This window comes from Nocardia sp. Tas62D01 (assembly GCF_055232035.1).
This window is the reverse complement of sequence record NZ_JBUYUZ010000001.1, coordinates 5,013,220-5,033,394: the sequence shown is the minus strand read 5'-3', so window position 1 is coordinate 5,033,394 and position 20,175 is coordinate 5,013,220. Positions and strand designations below refer to the sequence as shown.

Annotated in this window: 12 protein-coding genes and 4 pseudogenes; 9 read left to right on the top strand and 7 right to left on the bottom strand. The window is 67.1% G+C overall.

The features are described 5' to 3' along the window. Window positions 1–82: 82 nt before the first annotated feature. The 5 genes and pseudogenes from ACV7NQ_RS23600 to ACV7NQ_RS23580 form a co-directional block, all read left to right on the top strand. Window positions 83–1,921: pseudogene (locus tag ACV7NQ_RS23600) on the top strand (DEAD/DEAH box helicase); the annotation flags it as partial. Window positions 1,922–2,197: 276 nt separating this feature from the next. Then, window positions 2,198–5,293, top strand: a pseudogene (locus tag ACV7NQ_RS23595) (Lhr family ATP-dependent helicase); the annotation flags it as partial. A gap of 33 nt (window positions 5,294–5,326) precedes the next feature. Next, on the top strand, window positions 5,327–6,103 hold the full coding sequence (locus tag ACV7NQ_RS23590; RefSeq protein ID WP_463361636.1) for a DNA-formamidopyrimidine glycosylase family protein: 777 nt from the start codon (window positions 5,327–5,329) through the stop codon (window positions 6,101–6,103). 373 nt (window positions 6,104–6,476) lie between these two features. Further along, window positions 6,477–7,043, top strand: a complete 567-nt coding sequence (locus ACV7NQ_RS23585; RefSeq protein WP_463361635.1) for a TetR/AcrR family transcriptional regulator — start codon at window positions 6,477–6,479, stop codon at window positions 7,041–7,043. Beyond that, on the top strand, window positions 7,043–7,876 hold the full coding sequence (locus tag ACV7NQ_RS23580) for an MBL fold metallo-hydrolase (RefSeq protein ID WP_463361634.1): 834 nt from the start codon (window positions 7,043–7,045) through the stop codon (window positions 7,874–7,876). Before ACV7NQ_RS23585 ends, ACV7NQ_RS23580 begins: the two co-directional genes overlap by 1 nt. 75 nt (window positions 7,877–7,951) lie before the next feature. Here the strand turns inward: ACV7NQ_RS23580 and ACV7NQ_RS23575 are convergent, their stop codons facing one another. The 3 genes from ACV7NQ_RS23575 to ACV7NQ_RS23565 form a co-directional block, all read right to left on the bottom strand. Then, window positions 7,952–9,685, bottom strand: a complete 1,734-nt coding sequence (locus ACV7NQ_RS23575) for a glycerol-3-phosphate dehydrogenase/oxidase (RefSeq protein WP_463361633.1) — start codon at window positions 9,683–9,685, stop codon at window positions 7,952–7,954. Between the two features lie 284 nt (window positions 9,686–9,969). Beyond that, entirely contained in the window at window positions 9,970–11,061 is a 1,092-nt protein-coding gene (locus ACV7NQ_RS23570; protein ID WP_463361632.1) for an RNA-guided endonuclease InsQ/TnpB family protein, read from the bottom strand. Between the two features lie 53 nt (window positions 11,062–11,114). Beyond that, window positions 11,115–11,285, bottom strand: coding sequence for a helix-turn-helix domain-containing protein (locus ACV7NQ_RS23565; protein ID WP_463361631.1), 171 nt, complete (start codon window positions 11,283–11,285; stop codon window positions 11,115–11,117). A gap of 22 nt (window positions 11,286–11,307) precedes the next feature. Between ACV7NQ_RS23565 and tnpA the strand changes: the two are divergent. From tnpA to glpK, 4 genes and pseudogenes are all read left to right on the top strand, one after another. Then, window positions 11,308–11,559 (top strand): annotated as a pseudogene (tnpA, locus tag ACV7NQ_RS23560) (IS200/IS605 family transposase); the annotation flags it as partial. Window positions 11,560–11,808: 249 nt separating this feature from the next. After that, window positions 11,809–13,038 carry an IS110 family RNA-guided transposase gene (locus ACV7NQ_RS23555; RefSeq protein ID WP_463365766.1) on the top strand — a complete coding sequence of 410 codons (1,230 nt, stop codon included), beginning with the start codon at window positions 11,809–11,811 and terminating at the stop codon, window positions 13,036–13,038. Window positions 13,039–13,058: 20 nt separating this feature from the next. Next, window positions 13,059–13,226: pseudogene (locus ACV7NQ_RS23550) on the top strand (IS200/IS605 family transposase); the annotation flags it as partial. A 90-nt stretch (window positions 13,227–13,316) separates the two neighbouring features. Beyond that, window positions 13,317–14,816, top strand: coding sequence for a glycerol kinase GlpK (gene glpK, locus ACV7NQ_RS23545; protein WP_463361630.1), 1,500 nt, complete (start codon window positions 13,317–13,319; stop codon window positions 14,814–14,816). A 93-nt stretch (window positions 14,817–14,909) separates the two neighbouring features. Here glpK and ACV7NQ_RS23540 read toward each other — a convergent pair whose 3' ends face one another. The 4 genes from ACV7NQ_RS23540 to ACV7NQ_RS23525 form a co-directional block, all read right to left on the bottom strand. Next, window positions 14,910–16,088 (bottom strand): aminotransferase-like domain-containing protein, encoded by a 1,179-nt coding sequence (locus ACV7NQ_RS23540; RefSeq protein WP_463361629.1) that lies wholly within the window; start codon window positions 16,086–16,088, stop codon window positions 14,910–14,912. Between the two features lie 119 nt (window positions 16,089–16,207). Continuing rightward, entirely contained in the window at window positions 16,208–17,317 is a 1,110-nt protein-coding gene (locus ACV7NQ_RS23535; protein ID WP_463361628.1) for a hypothetical protein, read from the bottom strand. A gap of 73 nt (window positions 17,318–17,390) precedes the next feature. Next, window positions 17,391–18,377, bottom strand: a complete 987-nt coding sequence (locus ACV7NQ_RS23530) for a hypothetical protein (RefSeq protein WP_463361627.1) — start codon at window positions 18,375–18,377, stop codon at window positions 17,391–17,393. 322 nt (window positions 18,378–18,699) lie between these two features. After that, window positions 18,700–20,103, bottom strand: coding sequence for an NAD(P)H-quinone dehydrogenase (locus ACV7NQ_RS23525; RefSeq protein WP_463361626.1), 1,404 nt, complete (start codon window positions 20,101–20,103; stop codon window positions 18,700–18,702). Window positions 20,104–20,175: the final 72 nt, after the last annotated feature.

Sequence of the window (20,175 nt, the reverse complement as noted above, 5' to 3'; positions counted from 1 at the left end):
ACAGTTCGCCGGACGCGAACGCCGCCGCCGGTTTGTCTTCGCGGCCCGATGAATTGTCGGTGCCCGGGTGCAGACTGATCCCATGGCCCAGTTCTCCACCGCGACCCAGGAGTGGTTCGACGGCGCGTTTCCCGCGCCGACCGCAGCTCAGCTGGGTGCCTGGCAGGCCATCGCGGCGGGTGAGCACACGCTGGTGGTGGCGCCTACCGGTTCGGGAAAGACGCTGTCGGCGTTCCTGTGGGCCATCGATCAGCTCGCGAACCGGCCGAAACCCGCTGGCAAGCCCCCTAGACGCGGCACCTCGGTGCTCTACGTCTCGCCGCTGAAGGCGCTGGCGGTCGATGTGGAACGCAATCTTCGCGCGCCGCTGGTCGGCGTGACGCAGACCGCCAAGCGGTTGGGGCTCGATCCGCCCGAGATCACGGTCGGTGTCCGGTCGGGCGATACCAGTGCCGCGGATCGGCGGTCGATGCAGCGCACGCCGCCGGACATCCTGATCACCACGCCGGAATCACTGTTCCTCATACTCACCTCGGCGGCCAGGGAGACGCTGAGTGAGGTACGCACGGTGATCGTGGACGAGGTGCACGCCATCGCGGGCGGGAAACGCGGCGCGCATCTGGCGCTGTCACTGGCCCGGTTGGATTTGCTGACCGAACGGCCCGCCCAGCGGATCGGATTGTCGGCGACGGTGCGGCCGCCCGAGGAGGTGGGGCGATTCCTGGTCGGGAACGCACCGATCACCATTGTGTCGCCGCCCGCACCGAAGACCTTCGACCTGTCGGTGCGGGTGCCGGTGGCGGATATGACCGAACCCGGCGACTCGGATCAACCAGGCTCGATCTGGCCGCATGTGGACGAGGCAATCGTGGATCTGGTGCTCGAGCACCACTCGTCGATCGTGTTCGCGAACTCGCGACGACTGGCCGAACGGCTCACCGCGCGACTCAACGAGGCGTACGCGGCGCGGATCGGTCCGCCCGTCGACACCGAACACAAACCCCCCGCTCAGCTGGGGCCGTCAACCGAAGTGATCCACGGTGCCGGTCCGCTGCTGGCGCGGGCGCACCACGGTTCGGTGAGCAAGGAGCAACGCGCGCTCATCGAGGATGATCTCAAGAGTGGACGGCTGCGCTGCGTGGTAGCCACCAGCAGCCTCGAACTCGGAATCGATATGGGCGCGGTCGATTTGGTGGTGCAGGTGGAGGCGCCACCGTCGGTGGCGAGCGGGTTGCAGCGCATCGGGCGGTCCGGGCACCAGGTGGGAGAGATCTCGCGGGGCGTGCTGTTCCCGAAGCACCGCACCGACGTGATCCACTGCGCGGTCGCCTCGCAGCGCATGACGGCGGGGCAGATCGAGACGATCCAGATTCCGGCGCATCCCCTCGACATTCTGGCGCAGCAGATCGTGGCCGCATGCGCGCTGGAACCGATCGATGTCGATGCGTGGTTCGAAATCGTGCGCGGCACAGGAAGTTACGCGTCGCTGCCCCGCTCGGCTTATGAGTCGGTACTCGATCTGCTCGCGGGCCGTTATCCATCCGACGAGTTCGCCGAGCTGCGTCCGCGATTGGTGTGGGACCGCGATGCTGGCACGCTCACCGGACGCCCCGGCGCGCAACGTCTGGCGGTGACCTCCGGTGGCGCGATCCCGGACCGCGGCATGTTCGCGGTGTATATGGTCGGCGAAAAATCCTCGCGGGTAGGCGAACTCGACGAGGAGATGGTGTACGAGTCACGGGTCGGCGATGTGTTCGCCCTCGGCGCGACCAGCTGGCGGATCGAAGAGATCACCTTCGACCGAGTGCTGGTGACCCCGGCATTCGGTCAGCCGGGCCGACTGCCCTTCTGGCACGGCGACGGGCTCGGCCGTCCCGCCGAACTCGGTGCGGCCCTCGGCGAATTCATCCGCAAGGCCGGACAGGAATCCACCGCCGCCCTGGCGCAGCGAACGGAGACCAACGCCGATTCCACACGCAATGGGTCGCGCGGACAGTCCCGGACGCCTACGCCGACGACGATGGATTCGAGTCCAGCCCTCGACGGCGACACTGCGACCGACCTCGAACATGACGTGGAGTCCACGCCCAGGAAGCGACCGTCGCGCGGGAAGACCGGTGCTCGAGCGACTTCGGCGGCGAAGTCCGGCGTGGCCGACTCGACGAACAACGGCGCAGGTGGCTTCGCGCACATCGTGCGGGGCGCGGGTCTCGACGACAACGCCGCATCGAACCTGCTCATGCTGCTGGAGGAACAACGCACCGCCACCGGTCGATTGCCCACCGATCGCACCCTGATCGTGGAACGGTTCCGGGACGAACTCGGTGACTGGCGGCTGGTACTGCATTCGCCATACGGGCAGCCGGTGCATGCGCCGTGGGCGCTGGCGATCGGGGCGCGGCTGCGCGAGCGGTTCGGAGTCGATGCCGCACCGACATCGTCCGATGACGGCATCGTGGTGCGACTGCCCGACACCACCGACGATCCGCCCGGCGCAGAGCTTTTCGTGTTCGAGCCGGATGAGATCGACGAGATCGTCACCGAACAGGTCGGCGGGTCCGCGCTATTCGCTTCGCGCTTCCGGGAGTGCGCGGCGCGGGCGCTGCTATTGCCCCGACGTGATCCAGGCAAGCGCGCACCGCTGTGGCAGCAGCGGCAGCGCTCGGCTCAGCTGTTGGATGTGGCCCGGAAGTACCCCGACTTCCCGATCCTATTGGAGACGGTGCGCGAATGTCTGTGCGATGTCTACGATCTGCCGTCGCTGCGGGACCTGCTCAGTCGAGTTGCGCGACGCGAGTTTCGCCTCGTAGAGGTGGAGACCGCGACGCCTTCGCCATTCGCGAATGCCCTGCTGTTCGATTACATCGGGCAGTTCATGTACGACGGGGACAGCCCACTGGCCGAACGCCGGGCCGCTGCGCTGTCGCTGGATTCCAGCCTGCTCGCCGAACTACTCGGCCGGGTGGAACTGCGAGAACTGCTGGACACGGCGGTGATCGAGCAGACTGAACTGGAGCTGCAACGACTGACTCCGCAACGACGCGCCCGCGACGCCGAAGGTCTGGCCGATCTGCTGCGGCTGCTCGGTCCACTGACCGCCGACGAGGCGGCCGAACGGTGCGTCGGTGGAGCGGATCGGGAACTGTCTAACCTCGATCAAGCGAAGCGAGCGGGCGACGATGCGATAGACGACGCCTTGACCCACAACCGCACCGGTGGAGCGGAAGGCGACGCCGCCGCCGACAGCCCCGCCCGATGGTTCGCCGTGTTGGTGAAATCGCGACGCGCGCTGGAGGTTTCGTTCGCGGGCCACACCTGGTGGGTCGCCGTCGAGGACGCTTCGCGGCTGCGTGACGCACTGGGCGTACCGCTGCCGATCGGCACCCCGGCGGCCTTCATCGAACCCGTCGCAGACCCACTCGGCGATCTGGTCGGCCGCTACGCCCGCACCCACGCACCGTTCAGCACCGAGGCCGTCGCCGCCCGATTCGGCCTCGGCACCGCCGTAGCGGCCACCGCACTGCACCGCCTGGTTGCCGAAAAGCGAGTAGTAGAAGGCGAATTCACCCCGGCCGCCAGCGGCTCCGAATGGTGCGACACCGAGGTCCTGCGCCGCCTGCGACGCCGCTCCCTCGCCGCCGCCCGACATGAGGTCGAGCCGGTCGCTACCGCCGCCTTCGGCCGCTTCCTCCCGTCCTGGCAGCACGTTGGCACCGGCGATCTGCGCGGCGTCGACGGTGTCGCCACCGTCGTGGAACAGCTTGCGGGCGTACCGATCCCCGCCTCCGCCTGGGAATCGCTCATCCTGCCCGCCCGAGTCCGCGACTACTCCCCCGCCATGCTGGACGAACTCATGGCCACCGGCGAGGTCGTCTGGTCCGGCCACGGCTCCATCACCGCCAAGGACGGCTGGATCGCCCTGCACCTGACCGACCAGGCCCCCTTCACACTGGCGCCGCCCGACGACATCGAGTTGTCCGAAGTGCACATACTCTTGCTCACCGCTCTCGGCGCGTCCAATGCGCCGTGGACCTCGACCGAGTCCGCAAGTCCCCTCAGGACTCCCCATCCTCGGTCATCCGCCGGCGTCGTGCTGCTGGATGACGATGCGACGCTGGACGATTCAGCCATACAGGGCGGCTCTGCAACCGGGTCGACGATCACCCCCGACCACTCAACCGGCAGCGGCAGCTCGAAATCACGCGGAACCGTCGGCTCACCCCCCGGCGGCAACTCGACGACGAACGACGGTCCAGCGACTGGAAGCGGCGCGAGCACCACCAATGGCTCGACAGGGGGGAGTCGTTCAGCGGATACAAGCAACCAACCGCCGCTGCGACTGCCATCGGTACTGCAAGGTGGCGGCGCCTACTTCTTCCGACAGCTCTCCGATGCCACCGGGCTACTCGATGACACCCAGGTGTCCACCGCGCTGTGGGAATTGGTCTGGGCCGGTGTGGTCTCCGGCGACACATTCGCTCCAGTGCGGGCGCTGCTGTCGGGTACGGCGCGGACCACGACCGCGCACCGCACCCCGCGACGCACACCTCGTGGCCGCGCCTACCTGCCTCGCCCGAGCATGCCGACTCGTTCCGGACCACCTGCCGTGGCCGGACGGTGGTCGCTGCTTCCTGATCGGGTGTCGGACAACACCGTTCGAGCACACGCCACCGCGGACATGCTGCTGGAACGCTATGGCGTGCTCACCCGAGGCTCCGTCCAGAACGAAGGTGTGCCTGGCGGATTCGCACTGATGTATCGGGTGCTCACCGAGTTCGAGGACCGGGGGCGTTGCCGCCGAGGCTATTTCGTGGATTCGCTGGGCGGCGCGCAGTTCTCCACCACCGATGTCGTGGATCGGCTGCGCTCGTTCGATACCGACCGTTCGCGCTCCGGCGAGAGTCGACAGCGCTGGACCACCGCGCTCGCCCTGGCCGCCAGCGATCCGGCGAATCCGTACGGCGCGGCCTTACCCTGGCCTAAGGGGTCGTCCGAGAGCGCGGGTCATCGTCCCGGACGCAAGGCGGGCGCCATCGTCGTGCTGATCGACGGCGAACTGGCCCTGTACCTGGAGCGCGGCGGCAAGACGCTGCTCACCTTCACCGAGGACCCGGACGCGCGCCAGGCCGCGGCCAGCGCACTGGCCAACCTGGTACGCAACCGCCACGTCGACTCGTTGGTGATCGACAAGGTCGATGGAGAGTCCGTGCACGGCAACACCTTCGCCGGTTTTCTCACCGAAGCGGGATTCTCCGCCACCCCGCGCGGACTGCGGCTGCGGAGACAGCTGTGACCCCCCGCGCCCCGATGGACCTGCAGTCGGATCATGCCTGAAGGCGACACGGTTTTCCTGACCGCGAGCAGGCTGCGGCTGGCGCTGGCTGGAAAGACGCTGACCCGCAACGATTTCCGGGTGCCCGGCTACGCCACGGTGGACCTGCGCGGACAACGGGTCGAGAGCGTCGGCAGCTACGGCAAACACCTGTTCATCCGGACACCCGACGTCAGCGTCCACACGCACCTGAAAATGGAGGGCGAGTGGCGAACTTACTGCACCGGTGAGCGGTGGACCCGGCCGCGGGTGACCGCGCGATTGATGCTCGGCACCGACGACACCGAGGCCGTCGGCTTTTCGCTCGGCACCGTGGAAGTGCTGCGGCGCGCGGACGAACACACCGCCACCGACCACCTCGGCCCGGATCTCCTCGGCGACAACTGGGACGTCACCGAGGCGATGCGACAGCTGACCCAGCACGCCACACAACCCATCGGACTGGCCCTGCTCGACCAGCGGAACCTGGCAGGCATCGGCAATATCTACCGCAGCGAGATCTGTTTCCTGCGCCGCGTCCACCCGGCCACCCCGGTCGCCGACGTCCCAGACCTGCTCGCGCTGGTGCACGAGGCGCATCGAGTGCTCACCAAGGCCGCCACCCAACCGCCCTGGCGCCCGCTGGCCTACGGCCGCACCCGCCGACCGTGCCAACGCTGCGGCACGCCCATCGTGGTCCACCTGCTCGGCGAAACCGACCCCGCCGACCGAATCACTCAGCGCGAACGCGGCATCTACTTCTGCCCGCGCTGCCAGCCCTCGCCCAGCTGAGCTGCACACATACGAGCGCCGACACGCACGTCACCCTGCTGTCGGTGTGATTTGCGGTCACTTTGCTAATACCTCAGCACTGCCGCGCGACAAACACTTCGGATGCGTTAGCGAGCACTACGAAAGCAAGGCGAATGATGATTGGGCCAACAAGCAGGCCACGACATTTCGCGATTGCCGTTCGTCTGCTCGTAACCGCCTTGGCGACCATCGCCACCGTGGTGTTCACCTACTGTCTGCTGCATTCGACGGCCCCCGTGGGCGATTCGCCCACGCCGGTCCCGAGACCGCCGTCGATCTCCACCGAGAGACAGAGCGATCACCTGCACAGAATCACTAGACCGGTCGTCATAGTTCGTGTACCGTCGGAGGCATGGCATCACGCACCGACTCGCGGCAGCGCTTCCTCGATGCCGCCGCCGACCTCTTCCACACCCAGGGCTATCACGCCACCGGCTTGAACCAGCTCGTCAGCGCGGGTGGCGCTCCGAAGGGCTCTTTCTACTTCCACTTCCCTGGCGGCAAGGAACAACTCGCGGCCGAGGCCCTCGCCCAGTCCGGCGACCAGCTGCGCGCAACACTCGACGCCACCCTCACCAACGGCGGCGACTTCGACGCCGCCTTCGACGCACTGACCGCGATCCTCGTCGACTCCGGCTTCGAGCGCGGCTGCCCCATCGCGACCATCGCGCTCGACGCGTCCGCCGAGAGCGAGCCGATCCGGCAGGCCTGCGCCGCCGGATTCGAATCCTGGCGTGCGACAATCGAAAAGTTCCTGCGAGACAACGGAATCAACGAAGACCGGGCCGCGCAGTTGTCCACCGCGGCCCTCGCCATGATCGAGGGCGCCCTCCTGCTCGCCAAGACCCAGCGCGATGTCGCCCCACTGCGGGCAGTCGCCGATCACCTCCGTACCACCCTCGAACGAGAGCTCTCCTGATGCGAATTCATCACCTCAACGGCGGCACCATGCGCCCCTTCGGCGGCCGACTCATTGATGGCACCGGCAGCCCGCTGCGCCGCGCCGAAATGGTCTGCCACTGCCTGCTGATCGAACGCGACTCTGGACTCGTGCTGGTGGAGACGGGAATCGGCGAACAGTCCGTACTACGCCCCAAGGAATGGCTCGGCCGCAAGTTCCTGCGACTCACCAATCCGGTGCTCGAGCTCGAGGAGACAACGGCATACCAGGTGGAGGCACTCGGGTTCCGCCGCGAGGACGTCCGCGACATCGTGCTCACCCACCTCGACCTGGATCACGCGGGCGGCCTCGCCGACTTCCCGCACGCCCGCGTGCACGTCTACGCGGAGGAACTGCGCGCACTGGAAGGCGCGCATACCGCTCCGGAACGCTTCCGCTACAAGGCGCCACAGTTCCAGCACGGCCCGCGGTGGGAGACCTACGCGGACTTCGGTGAAAGCTGGTTCGGGTTCGACGCGGTGCGAGAGTTGACCGGGCTGCCACCGGAGATTCTTCTTGTCCCCTTGGCCGGACACACCCGTGGACACGCGGGCGTGGCCATCGACACCGGCGACGGCTGGCTGCTGTCGGCGGGCGATTCCTACTACCATCCCGGCAAGCTCGACCCGGTCCGGCCGCATCAGCCGCTCGGCATCTCGATCTTCGAAGGTTTCGTACAGACCCTGCCGGGTCCGCGAGTAGAGAACCAGCAGCGGCTGCGCGAGCTGGTGCGCGACCACGGCGACGAGGTGACCGCGTTCTCCGCGCACAACACGGCCGAACTGCGGGCACTGCAAGGTGTGGTCGTCTGACGCGAAACCCTTGACGGCCCAACCGCGCGGCCAGGGCACCCATTCGCCGCCGCCGTCATTGAGCCACAGCTGAATTCAGCTGTCCAGCGGTACCGGCTCCAGGATTTCCGGGCGGGGTTCGGGTGCGGCGACGCGCAGTGCGTCGGCGGAGGCGTCGTCCGGCTGGGTCTGCGAACGGATCTCGGCCTCGACCCTGGCCTGGTAAGTCAGTACCTCACGGTCGATTTCGTCGTCATCCCAGCCGAGCACCGGCGCGACCAGGCGGGCCACCTGTTCGGCGCAGTTGGCGCCGCGGTGCGGGTATTCGATGGAGATCCTGGTGCGCCGGGCCAGGATGTCGTCGAGGTGCAGCGCGCCCTCCGCGGCGGCGGCGTAGACGGCCTCGACTTGCAGATACGACGGGGCGTCCATAATCGGTTGCAGCAGTTCGGGTTTGCCGTCGGCCATGGCCATCACCTCGTCGATGAGCGAGCCGTAGCGGTCCAGCAGGTGCTCGATCCGATACGGGTGCACGCTGTATGCCTCGGCCAGCTGCACCGTCTGGTTGATCAGCGCGAAGTAACCGTCGGCGCCGAGCAGCGGCACCTTCTCGGTGATCGACGGCGCCACCCGGGCCGGAATGTCTTGCGCCGCTTCGTCGACCGCGTCGTAGGCCATCACCCGGTAGGTGGTGTACTTGCCGCCCGCGATGCCGACCAGCCCCGGCGCGACCCGCGCGACGGCATGCTCGCGCGAGAGCTTCGAGGTCGAATCGCTCTCCCCCGCGAGCAACGGCCGCAGGCCCGCGTAGACGCCGTCGATGTCGTCGTGGGTGAGCGGGGTGACCAGCACCTGGTTCACCCGCTCTAGCAGATAGCCGATATCGGCCTTGGTCGCCGCGGGATGGGCGAGGTCCAGATTCCAGTCGGTATCGGTGGTGCCGATGATCCAGTGGGCGCCCCACGGGATGACGAACAGCACCGAGGTGGCGGTGCGCAGGATGAGCGCGGTGTCACTGACGATGCGGTCGCGCGGAACCACGATGTGCACGCCCTTGGAGGCACGCACGTGGAACCGGCCGCGGTTGTTCGAGAGCGCCTGCACCTCGTCGGTCCACACGCCGGTCGCATTGATCACCACATGGGCGCGAATCTCGCCGGTGCGCCCGTCCTCGCTGTCACGGATCTTTACCCCGACTACCCGATCTGCCTCCCGCAGGAAGCCGACCACCTGGGTGGAGGTGCGGATCACCGCGCCGTAGTGCGCGGCGGTGCGGGCCACGGTCATGGTGTGCCTGGCATCGTCGACGACCGTGTCGTAGTAACTGACGCCACCGATCAGCGAGTCGCGGCGCAGCCCGGGCGCCAGTCGCAGTGCGCCCGCGCGCGATAGATGATGTTGGCCGGGAACAGATTTGGCGCCACCCATGGTGTCGTAGAGCAACAGCCCGGCCGCCACGTACGGGCGCTCCCAGGCGCGCCGGGTCAGCGGATAGAGGAAGCGCAGCGGCTTCACCAGGTGCGGCGCCAGCGTGGACAGCGCGAGTTCACGCTCCCGCAATGCCTCGCGCACCAGCCCGAACTCCAGCTGCTCCAGATACCGCAACCCGCCGTGGAACATCTTCGACGACCGGCTGGAGGTACCCGAGGCCAGATCGCGCGCCTCGACCAGCGCGACATTCAGACCGCGGGTAGCCCCGTCGAGCGCGATCCCGGCGCCGACCACACCGCCGCCGATAACGACCACATCGAAATGTTCCTTGCCGAAACGCTCCCACGCGGCCGTGCGCTGCTCGGGGCCGAGGAACTGCGATTCCGGTCTCTTGGTCATGCTCGACTCCTCAAGCCGACGCCGGCGTCGGGGTGTAGACGACGTGGTTGTCTTCACGGACACACGATCGAGGTGCTCTGGTACAGGCTATGCGAATCGCGGACGAATCCCTGGCCGGGGCGCGTTCCGTGTCGCCCAGAGCTACCCATCGGTAACCAACGCCCACCCTAGTCCGGCGACACGCGCACTGCGATGTAATGCGCGGCGCCCTCAGCCGTTCGACGGACATCGCGCGGCACCGTTGGCCGCTCAGCCGTCGCCCGGTGCGGCTTGCCGTTCGACGCCTACCAAGTTCTGCCGTCCGTTCTGAATTTTGATCCGCACCGCGCAGCGCCGTTCACCACGAATCGCGCGGTGCGTTTATTGACATCCTCCCCGGCATAAAGGCCGGGGATTCCTACCAGCGCCGAACGGCGCTCTCGGCGGGTTCCTGCTTCAACGCGCGGTGCCGGAACAGGTTCCGGTCTTACCTGCGCTCCACAAGCGTTTCGTCTCTCCGCCTGCCCGGCGGCGAGAATGTTTCGTGCCGCGTTCACATCCCGATCGTGGACGGCGCCACACCGGCACGTCCACGACCGCACCGACAGCGGTTTCTTCCCGTCGATCACCCCGCAGTCCGAGCACAATTGCGACGACGGGAAGAACCGGTCGACCTTGGCGAAATACCGCCCGTACCGGGCAGCTTTCTCCTCCAGCATGCGGGTGAACATCCCCCATCCGGCGTCGTGCACAGATTTTGCCAGGCGGGTCCGCGCAAGCCCCTTCACACACAGATCCTCGACGTACACCGCTTGGTTTTCACGGATGATCGCCGTAGACAGTTTGTGCGCGAAGTCGCGGCGCATATCGGCCACCGTGGCGTGAGCCCTGGCGACCCTGAGCCGGGCCTCCATCCGGTTGTTGGAGCCTTTCTCCTTGCGGGACAACGCTTGTTGCGATTTCCGCAACCTTCGCTGCGCCCGGCGCAAGAACCTCGGCGAGGCGACGATTTGTCCGTCGCTGAGTACCGCGAACGTCGTCAATCCAAGGTCGATACCGACCTCCGAAACACGTTCGGGCAGCACCTGCCCGGTGACCTCGACCACGAACGACGCAAAATACCTGCCCCCACTGTCGGTGATCACCGTCACGCTCGACGGCTCGCACGGCAACTCCCGCGACCACGCCACCCGCATATCCCCGATCTTCGGCAACCGCAGCTTGCCACCTTCGGTGACAGTGAAGCGGGCGTTGCGGGTGAACCGGATCGACTGACGATTGTCGCGGCGGGACCGGAACCTCGGCGGCCCGATCCTGGCGCCCTTGCGTTTCCCGGTGACGGACTGAAAGAAGTTGCGGTAGGCGGTGTTCAGGTCCGCCAACGCTTGCTGCAACACAACGGAGGAGACCTCACACAGCGATGCCCGCTCGGGTGTCTTCTTCGCCTCGGTCAGCGTTTCGACAACTCCGCGTCCGAAATACGCCGCGCCCCGTCACGCCGCGCTTGCTCGCGCGCCGCCAACGCATCGTTGTACACCACCCGCGCACACCCGAACGCGCGTGCCAGCGACTCCTGCTGGCCGGGCGTCGGGTAGACACGGAACTGGTACCGCAGCTGCACACGATGATCGTAACATTGGTGTATGGCTGACTACAGCGAGATTCGCACTGGCAGGCACTGCGTTTTCGTCCTGCACGCGCATTTGGTTTTCGTGACGAAGTATCGGCACCGGGTGTTCTCTGCCCGGCACTTGGAGCGGATGGAGGAGGTCATGCGGGTGGTGTGCACGGACTTCGAGTGCGAACTAGTCGAGTTCAACGGAGAGGCGAACCACGTGCACCTCCTGGTGAACTTCCCGCCGAAGGTCGCGTTGTCGCGGCTGGTGAACTCCCTAATGAGATGTAGCGGGTCGGTCGATCGGGCAGACTCGCTACTGGTAGCGGCTGGTAGGTGAGCACTGATTGGCCCCGGACTTCGAGTCCTGCTTTGAGATCGTGCCCCTGCCGGTCGGCCGGGAGAAATGGATCGCTGATGGGATGTCGTGCCTGCCGCATGACGGCGTGAGCACCGATTCATTAGGTCGCCGACGTTCTCCCGCACGCTGCCGGATTTGGTGTCCGACAACGATGAAGAGGGAACAGCTGTGCTGCTGGTCGGTGATGACTGGGCCGAGGACCACCACGATGTCGAGCTGATGGATGAGGCCGGGAAACGGCTGGCCAAGGCTCGATTACCGGAAGGGATCGCCGGGATCACCCGGCTGCACGCCATGATCGGTGAACACCTCGGCGACGACGCCGATGCCGCGCGGGTACGGATCGGGATCGAAACCGATCGTGGCCCGTGGGTCGCGGCGTTGATCGCGGCCGGCTACACGGTGTACGCGGTGAACCCGTTGCAGGCGGCCCGGTTCCGGGAACGCCGCAGCGTTTCGGGTGCGAAGAGCGATGCCGCCGACGCGCATACCCTTGCCGACATGGTCCGTACCGACGCGCACCAGTTGCGTCCGGTCGCCGGGGACAGTCCCGCCGCAGAAGCGGTGAAAGTTGTTGCGCGAGCACATAAAACGTTGATCTGGGAACGCACCCGCCACACGCAGCGGTTACGGTACGCGTTGCGGGAGTACTTCCCCGCCGCTTTGGAAGCGTTCGACGACCTCGACGCTCCCGACGCCCTGGAGCTGCTCGGCAAGGCACCCGACCCGGCCGCCGCGGCGCGGTTGTCGCTCAACCAGATCCGGGCCGCGCTGAAGCGGGCCGGCCGCCGCGGCGACCTCGACGCTAGAGCCGCCCGTATCCAGGCAATCCTGCGCAGCGAGCAGCTGGGCCGCAACCAGGTCATCGCGGCGGCCTACGCGGCAGGGACCCGCGCCGCGGTCGCGGTCCTGGCCACCCTCGACGAGCAGGTGAAAGTCCTGCAAGGGGAGGTCGAGGCCCATTTTGGCCGGCACCCGGCCGCTGAGATCATCTTGTCCCAGCCAGGACTGGGCAAGATCCTCGGCGCCCGGGTGCTCGCCGAGTTCGGGGACGACCCCACCCGCTACGCCAGCGCCAAGGCCCGCAAGAACTATGCCGCGACCAGCCCCATCACCCGCGCCTCGGGGAAAATGAAGGTCGTCGCGGCCCGGTTCGTGCACCAGGACCGGCTCGTCGACGCGCTGATGGCCCAAGCATTCAGTGCGCTCAACGTATCGCCGGGAGCCCGCGCCTACTACGACAAGCAACGCGCCCGCGGCCTAGCCCACCGTGCCGCCCTGCGTCAGGTCGCCAACCGGCTCGTGGGCATCCTCCACGGCTGCCTCAAATCCGGAACCCTCTACAACGAGACCACCGCCTGGACACACCACACCCAAGATCAACAAGCCGCAGCTTGACAAGCTAAGCCCTGGGATGTCTCAAAGGCGTGTCCTCACGCAGACTGCGCCAAGAATTCCCCGACCTGGTCCAGCACTACTGGCGCACCCAAAAGCTGTGGTCGGGATCGTACTTCGCCGGGTCGGTCGCCGGCGCACCGATCTCGGTGCTGCGGCAGTACATCAAGCAACAGGACCACCCGGTCTAGAACACGCTCGGCCCTGACGGGCCTCCCCCGTGGGCCTTCACCACCGCCCTGAAGGGCGGCCCACTGGCCCACACCCGGTAGCCTGCACAAATGCGTCGCTATGTGGCCGCCATTGATCAGGGCACGACCTCGAGTCGGTGCATCGTCTTCGACCGGCAGGGCCGTGTCGTCGGCATCGCCCAACGCGAGCACGAGCAGATCTTCCCGCGCCCCGGCTGGGTCGAGCACGATCCGGAAACCATCTGGCGCAATACCGAATTCGTGCTCGGCGAGGTGCTGAAGACCACCGGCCTCGATGCGGGCGGTATCACTGCGGTCGGCGTCACCAATCAGCGCGAAACGACCGTGGTGTGGGAACGCGCCACGGGCAAGCCGATTTACAACGCCATCGTCTGGCAGGACACCCGCACCGACCGACTCTGCACCGAACTGGGCGGCGAATCCGGCGCGACGCGGTATCAGAATCGCACCGGGCTTCCGCTGTCCACCTACTTCGCGGGGCCGAAGCTGCGCTGGATCCTCGATCATGTCGAGGGCGCGCACGATCGAGCCGAGGCGGGCGAGCTGTGTTTCGGCACCATCGACAGCTGGCTGCTGTCGAACCTGACCGGCGAGCACATCACCGACGTCACCAACGCATCGCGCACCATGCTGATGGATCTTCGCACGCTGCAATGGGATCCAGAGATCTGCGCGGAATTCGGTGTGCCACAGGCGATGCTGCCGGAAATCCGCAGTTCATCGGAGGTGTACGCGGACATCACTGCGGGACCGCTAGCCGGTATCCCGGTCGCGGGCATTCTCGGCGACCAGCAGGCCGCCACCTTCGGACAGGCGTGCCTGAAGCCCGGCGAGGCCAAGAACACCTACGGCACCGGCAATTTCATGCTGCTCAACACCGGGAACACGCCTGTCGTCAGCAAGCACGGACTGCTCACCACCGTGTGCTATCGGCTCGGCGACGAGGATGCGGTGTACGCGCTGGAGGGCTCCATCGCGGTCACCGGCTCACTGGTGCAATGGTTCCGCGACAACCTCGGCATCATCTCCGCCGCCGAGGAGATCGAACCGCTGGCCCGCAGCGTCGACGACAATGGCGGCGCCTACATCGTGCCCGCCTTCTCCGGCTTGTTCGCGCCCCGGTGGCGCCCGGACGCCCGCGGCGTGATCGCCGGACTCACCCGCTTCGTGAACAAGGGTCACCTGGCGCGAGCGGTATTGGAGTCCACCGCATTTCAGACCCGCGAGGTAGTCGACGCCATGCGCGCCGATGCCGAATCCGAGAAACTCGGCCTGGAGCTGACCACCCTCAAGGTGGACGGCGGCATGGTTGGCAACGACCTGCTCATGCAGTTCCAATCCGACATCCTCGACGTTCCCGTGGTCCGCCCGGTGGTCAACGAAACCACCGCTCTCGGTGCGGCTTACGCAGCCGGACTCGCTGTCGGCGTCTGGGAGAGCACCGAGGAGATCCGCGCCAACTGGTCTGCCGACAAGACCTGGCAACCCAGCATGTCCGCCGAGGACCGCGACGAGCAGTTGGCCGCCTGGAACAAGGCGGTCGAACGCACCTACAACTGGGTGGATTGACGCAGTAATTCATTCCGATGACCGCCACAATCCATTCGCACCGCCTACCGCGACCGGCGCGGGATCGAGCCCAGCGGACGGGATGCCGACGATTTAACGATCAGTGGCGCGACCTAGGCGGTCGATCGCTTCTTCCAGTGTCGCCGCGTCGGACGTCGTGAAGCACATACGCATCGAGCTCTGGTAGCCGCCGTCGACCGCGAAGGCGGAACCGGGGACGAAGGCGACGCCCGCCTCGAGGGCTCGTGGCAGCAGTTGTTCGGTGTCGGTGCCATCGGTGAAGTCGGCCCAAACGAACATGCCGCCGGCCGCGTCGGTGCACACCACGCGGTCACCGAAGCGGTTGCGCACGGCGTGCACCAGCGCCTTCGCGCGGTCGCCGTAGGCGGTGCGCACGCTATCGATGTGGGCGGTCAGCCAGGCGTCGTCGGCGAGTAGGTCGGCGGCGATCTGGTGGGTCAGCGCCGAACCACACAGGTCCGCACCCTGTTTCAGCAATTCCACCGCGCGGCAGACCTGGTCCGGCGCAACCATCCAGCCGACCCGGAGCGCGGGCGAGAGGATCTTCGAAGCGCTGGACAGTCGAATCACGTTGCGCGAGTATGTCGCAATCGGATTCGGTGCGGGCTGATCGAACCACAGTTCGCCGTAGGGGTCGTCCTCGATCACCCAGAAACCGTGCGCCTCGGCGAGTTCCGCGAGTTCCTGGCGACACCGCGGGCTCATGGTCACCCCGCCCGGATTGTGGAAGTTGCTCACGGTGTGCACCATCGCAGGACGCTCGCCGCGGGCAATCAGCTCCCTGAGCACGTCCATCCGCATGCCCTCAGCATCCAGCGGCACCGCGACGATCCGCGCGCCCGCGGCCCGGAACACCTGCAGCGCACCGACATACGCGGGGTCCTCGACGATCACCACGGCGCCGGGATCGAGCAACACCTCGGCCAGCAGCGAAAGCGCTTGCTGCGAGCCGTGTGTCACGAACACCTCGTCGATGTCCACCGTGCGCCCCAGCTTGACCGACTCACGCTGCGTGAGCACCTCGCGCAGCGGCGCCCACCCGGGCGACGCGGTGTACTGCAGGCAACCGGTGCCGCCGAGTGCGGCCTCGGCAGCGGCCGCCAGCCGCTCCCTCGGCATCAATTCCGCATCCGGCAGCCCGCCGGCCAGGCTGATCACATCGCCGCGCGTGGTCAGCTCGAGCAGATCACGAATCGCCGAACTCTTCAGCCCGCCGAGCTTGCCTGCTAGCGGTGGAATGGTCGACGACATGGGAAACCTCCGGGGGCGCCACGGTACGGATATCCCACTGTCTCACAGCGCTACCAGCATATGAAATGGGATTCCCAAATAATGGGAATCCCAGCGGGCTTGAACGCACGGAGCGGCGGTCAAGCCCGATCCCTGATGGCGTAGATCAGGGTCTTACCGTCGCGGTTTGTCGTGGTGACGGTCTGCCGGTAGACGGTCGTCACACCGTCGGTGTGGTGCTCGGTGAGGTCGACGTCGAAGGTGTCGGTGGCCAACTCGGTGATCCGCAGGCAATGAGTGGTGCCAATCGGGATCTGGTCGTTGATGGCCTGCTGGATGATGTCGGCCGTCGACACGTTCAATGCCTCCGGATCGACGAACCTCCTGGCGCGTTCGCCACTTCGCTCGACATAGAACGAGTATTGAAAGCCGAGGATCGCGCCCGGCGCACTGGCGGTATCACCCGCACCGTTGCCCACGGTGACCTTACCTTCCCGGCTGGTCGGGCAGCTCAGCGCGGCCGTGGTCGTGGCGGGCGGCGACGCGGCCACCCCACCGCCACCACCGCTGTCCCGCTTCACCGCGACGATGGTCACCGCGAGCGCGACGACGACCGCGATCGCGACGACAGCGCCGAGAACGATCCCACGGCCTCGCGATCTGTGCTTCCGGTTCGGGGTGAAGACCGGGGTAGGGATGGCCGGGCTCGGTGTGAGGCGCTTGGCGATCGGGTCGTCCGACCACGACAGGCCTACCGACTCGGACCTGCGCGACGGCTCCGGCGGCGATGTCGGCACACCGCCGGAATCCGTGGGCCGATTCCACCAGGTATCACGATCGACGCCCGCGGGCGGCATGGTGTGACGAACGGTGAGGTCCTCGTCGGAATCGGCCGGAGGCTGCGGCTGCCGAGCGGGCGGTGCGGCGGGCGGCGGCCCATCGGGAAAAACCGTCGTGTCGGGCGCCCGATACTGCGCGGGAGGCGGCGTCGTCGGTGGTTCGTCCGCGGGCCGCCAAATCAGCTCGGGATGATCGGTGGCAGGCTCGGGCACCTGCCACTGCGGAGTTTTTCCGCGCGTCGACGGACCGAATTCACCGACCGGGGGACCGAATTCGCCCACCGGCGGGCCGAATTCCGAGACCGGCGGGCCGAATTCCGATACCGGCGGACCGAAGTCATCCAACGGCGGACCGAACCCCGACCCGGACTGATCGGATTCGTTGTCCTTCGCATCATCCTCGGAGCCCACACCAAATCCTTTCCCCAGGACACACGTGTGGGGTGGTCGCGAACGACCACCCCACCCGTCGAATCAGCTCGTGTCAGTACTGGAGCGAGCCACCCCATTGGGTGGTAACACCAGCCACGTTGACCGTCTGCGGAGCCAGTTCGCCCGCCGGCACCGGAAGTTTAACTTGCGCGGCGGCTTCCAAGGCAGCTGCTCCACCAGGTTGCGCCGCGATCCAATGCTCGACGGCGGCTTTGGCCATATTCAGCTGGGTGGTGTCCACGACCGTGGAGGTCTTGTTGTCCGCCAGCCCCTCGCCACCGGTGTAGCTGGTGACCTTGATGGTGTTGGCACCGACGTACTCGAGCGACACACCGGCTTCACCGGCGCCCGTCGGAGTGCGATACCCGACGGTGCCGACGTAACCCGCCGCGTTATTGAAGTGGTGGGTGTTGGCAACGTAGCCGGGCAGCACTGTGCCGCCGTCGATGTTCGCGCCGACTTCCTGGTGCGGGCCGTCCATTTCGACGACCGGAGCGGCAGGCGCGGCCTGCAGCCGTGGCGCCACCCAGCGTGGCGTCTGGACCAGGGTCTCCGTGTCCGGCTGCGCGGGTTGCGCGTTCGAATCGCTACCCGGTGTGGTCGGGGTACCCGGCGTCGCGGGCTGAGCCGGCTTCGGCTGCTGCGCACCGGGAACCGTGGGATCCGGTGCCACGGCGGGCTGTGCCGTACCGGGCTGCTGACCCGGAACCGGAAGCGGCGCCACGCGCGGCGTGGTCACGCCCGGCTGGGTCGGCGCAGCCAGCTTCGGATCTTTCGGCGGATTCGGCATGATCTGGTTCGGATCCGGAGTGGTGACGCCCGGCTGGCTCGGCGTCGGCTTCGCCTCGGGCTTGCCGGGATCCGGCTTGGTGGTTTCCGGCTGGCCCTGATCCGTGGGCGGCGCGTCGGTAGCGCCCGGCTGAGCCGGAGCCGGAGCCGGTGGTGTAGTCGGCTGGTCGTTCGGAACTGCCCCCGCCGGCGCCGCGAAGAGAGTGGCCACAGCGGCCGCGGTCGCCAGTGGCAACGACGTGCTCGCCATCGCTCGCTGCGCCCGACTCGGCTTACGATGTTTCACTTTCGCAATCCCTTTCCCGAGTGTGACCGGACCGGCCGCACTCAGTTGTCCCTGTTGAGACGGTCGGCCGCCCAACGGCCTCAGGGCCGTTCGGCGTTCCCGTTTGGAAAGGATCGATCCCCCCACAACAGAACCACGCGACCGGCCCGCCGATCGCATCTCTGCGGGAAGTGAACCACAAGTAAGCCGGACAGGCAACGCGATGAAAGATGCCCAACCACAGGAACACTGGTGTCCGATCGCGGCGCCGCGGCGTCACATGTTCGTGGCCGCCGGCGCGCGGCTCTCAGTCCAGGTCGTCGTGGCGCATCAGTAGCCGCGCGGCTTCGGTGACCGAGCCGGTGAGCGACGGATACACCGAGAAGGTCTGTGCGAGATCGTTCACCGTCAGATTGTTCTGTACCGCAAGGGCAATCGGCAGAATGAGCTCCGAGGCGATCGGCGCCACCACCACGCCGCCGATCACCACGCCGGTCGCGGGTCGACAGAAGATCTTGACGAAACCTCGTCGCAGGCCCGACATCTTGGCCCGTGGGTTGGTGTTCAGCGGCAGCATCACTGTGCGGGCGGGCGTATCGCCGTTGTCGATGGCGGTCTGGCTCACGCCGACGGTGGCGATCTCCGGGCGGGTGAACACCGCCGAGGCGACCGTCTTCAACCGGATCGGGCTCACGCCCTCGCCGAGCGCGTGATACATCGCGATGCGGCCCTGCATCGCGGCCACCGAGGCCAGCGGCAGCAGGCCGGTGCAGTCACCCGCGGCGTAGATGCCGGGCACCGAAGTCCGCGAGACCCGGTCCACCCGCAGATAGCCACCGCGGTCGAGTTCGATGCTGACCTTGTCCAGCCCAAGACCGTCGGTGTTGGGGGTCGAGCCGACGGTCATCAGAGAGTGCGTGCCGGTGACAGTCCGGCCGTCGGACAGCTTGACCACAATGCCCTCGGCCGTGCGCTCCACCGCGTCGGCGCGCGCGTGCTTGACCAACTCGACGCCGCGTTCGGCGAGCGCGTCCTCGAGCACCAGCGCCGCGTCCGCGTCCTCGCCGGGCAGCACCCGGTCGCGGCTGGACACCAGCTTCACCTGCACACCCATCTCGGTGTAGGCGGACACGAATTCGGCGCCGGTGACACCGGATCCGACCACCACAAGGGTCTCCGGCAGCTCCTGCAGATCGTAGAGCTGACGCCAGTTCAGGATCCGTTCGCCGTCCGGCTCCGCGCCGGGCAACACGCGCGGGCTCGCACCGGTGGCGATCAACACAACCTCGGCCTCGAGAATCTGCTCCGTGCCATCGACCAGCTCCGCATGCACCCGGTGCGCGGCCAGTCCTGTTGCCGGATCGGCCAGCTGCGCGCGCCCCTGCAGCACCGTCACGCCGACGGTCTGCAACTTGGATCGGATGTCGGAGGACTGCGCCAGCGCGAGCGCCTTGACGCGCGCGTTCACCTCAGGCAGCTGAATCGTCGCCTGGCTCGGATCAAGGGTTATGCCCAGGTCACGGGCGCGACGCAGGTCGGTGCGCACGCCCGTCGACTCGATAAAAGTCTTCGACGGCACACAGTCCCACAGGACACACGCCCCGCCGATGCCGTCGCTGTCGATCAGGGTGACCGAGGCACCGTGCTGGGCCGCCACCAATGCCGCTTCGTAGCCGGCCGGACCGCCGCCGATGATCGCAATGCGGGTCACGGATACCTCCGCTCGAGCTGTTCGACCGGGATCTCCGGTACCGGTAAACAACGTTAGCTGGCGAACACACGG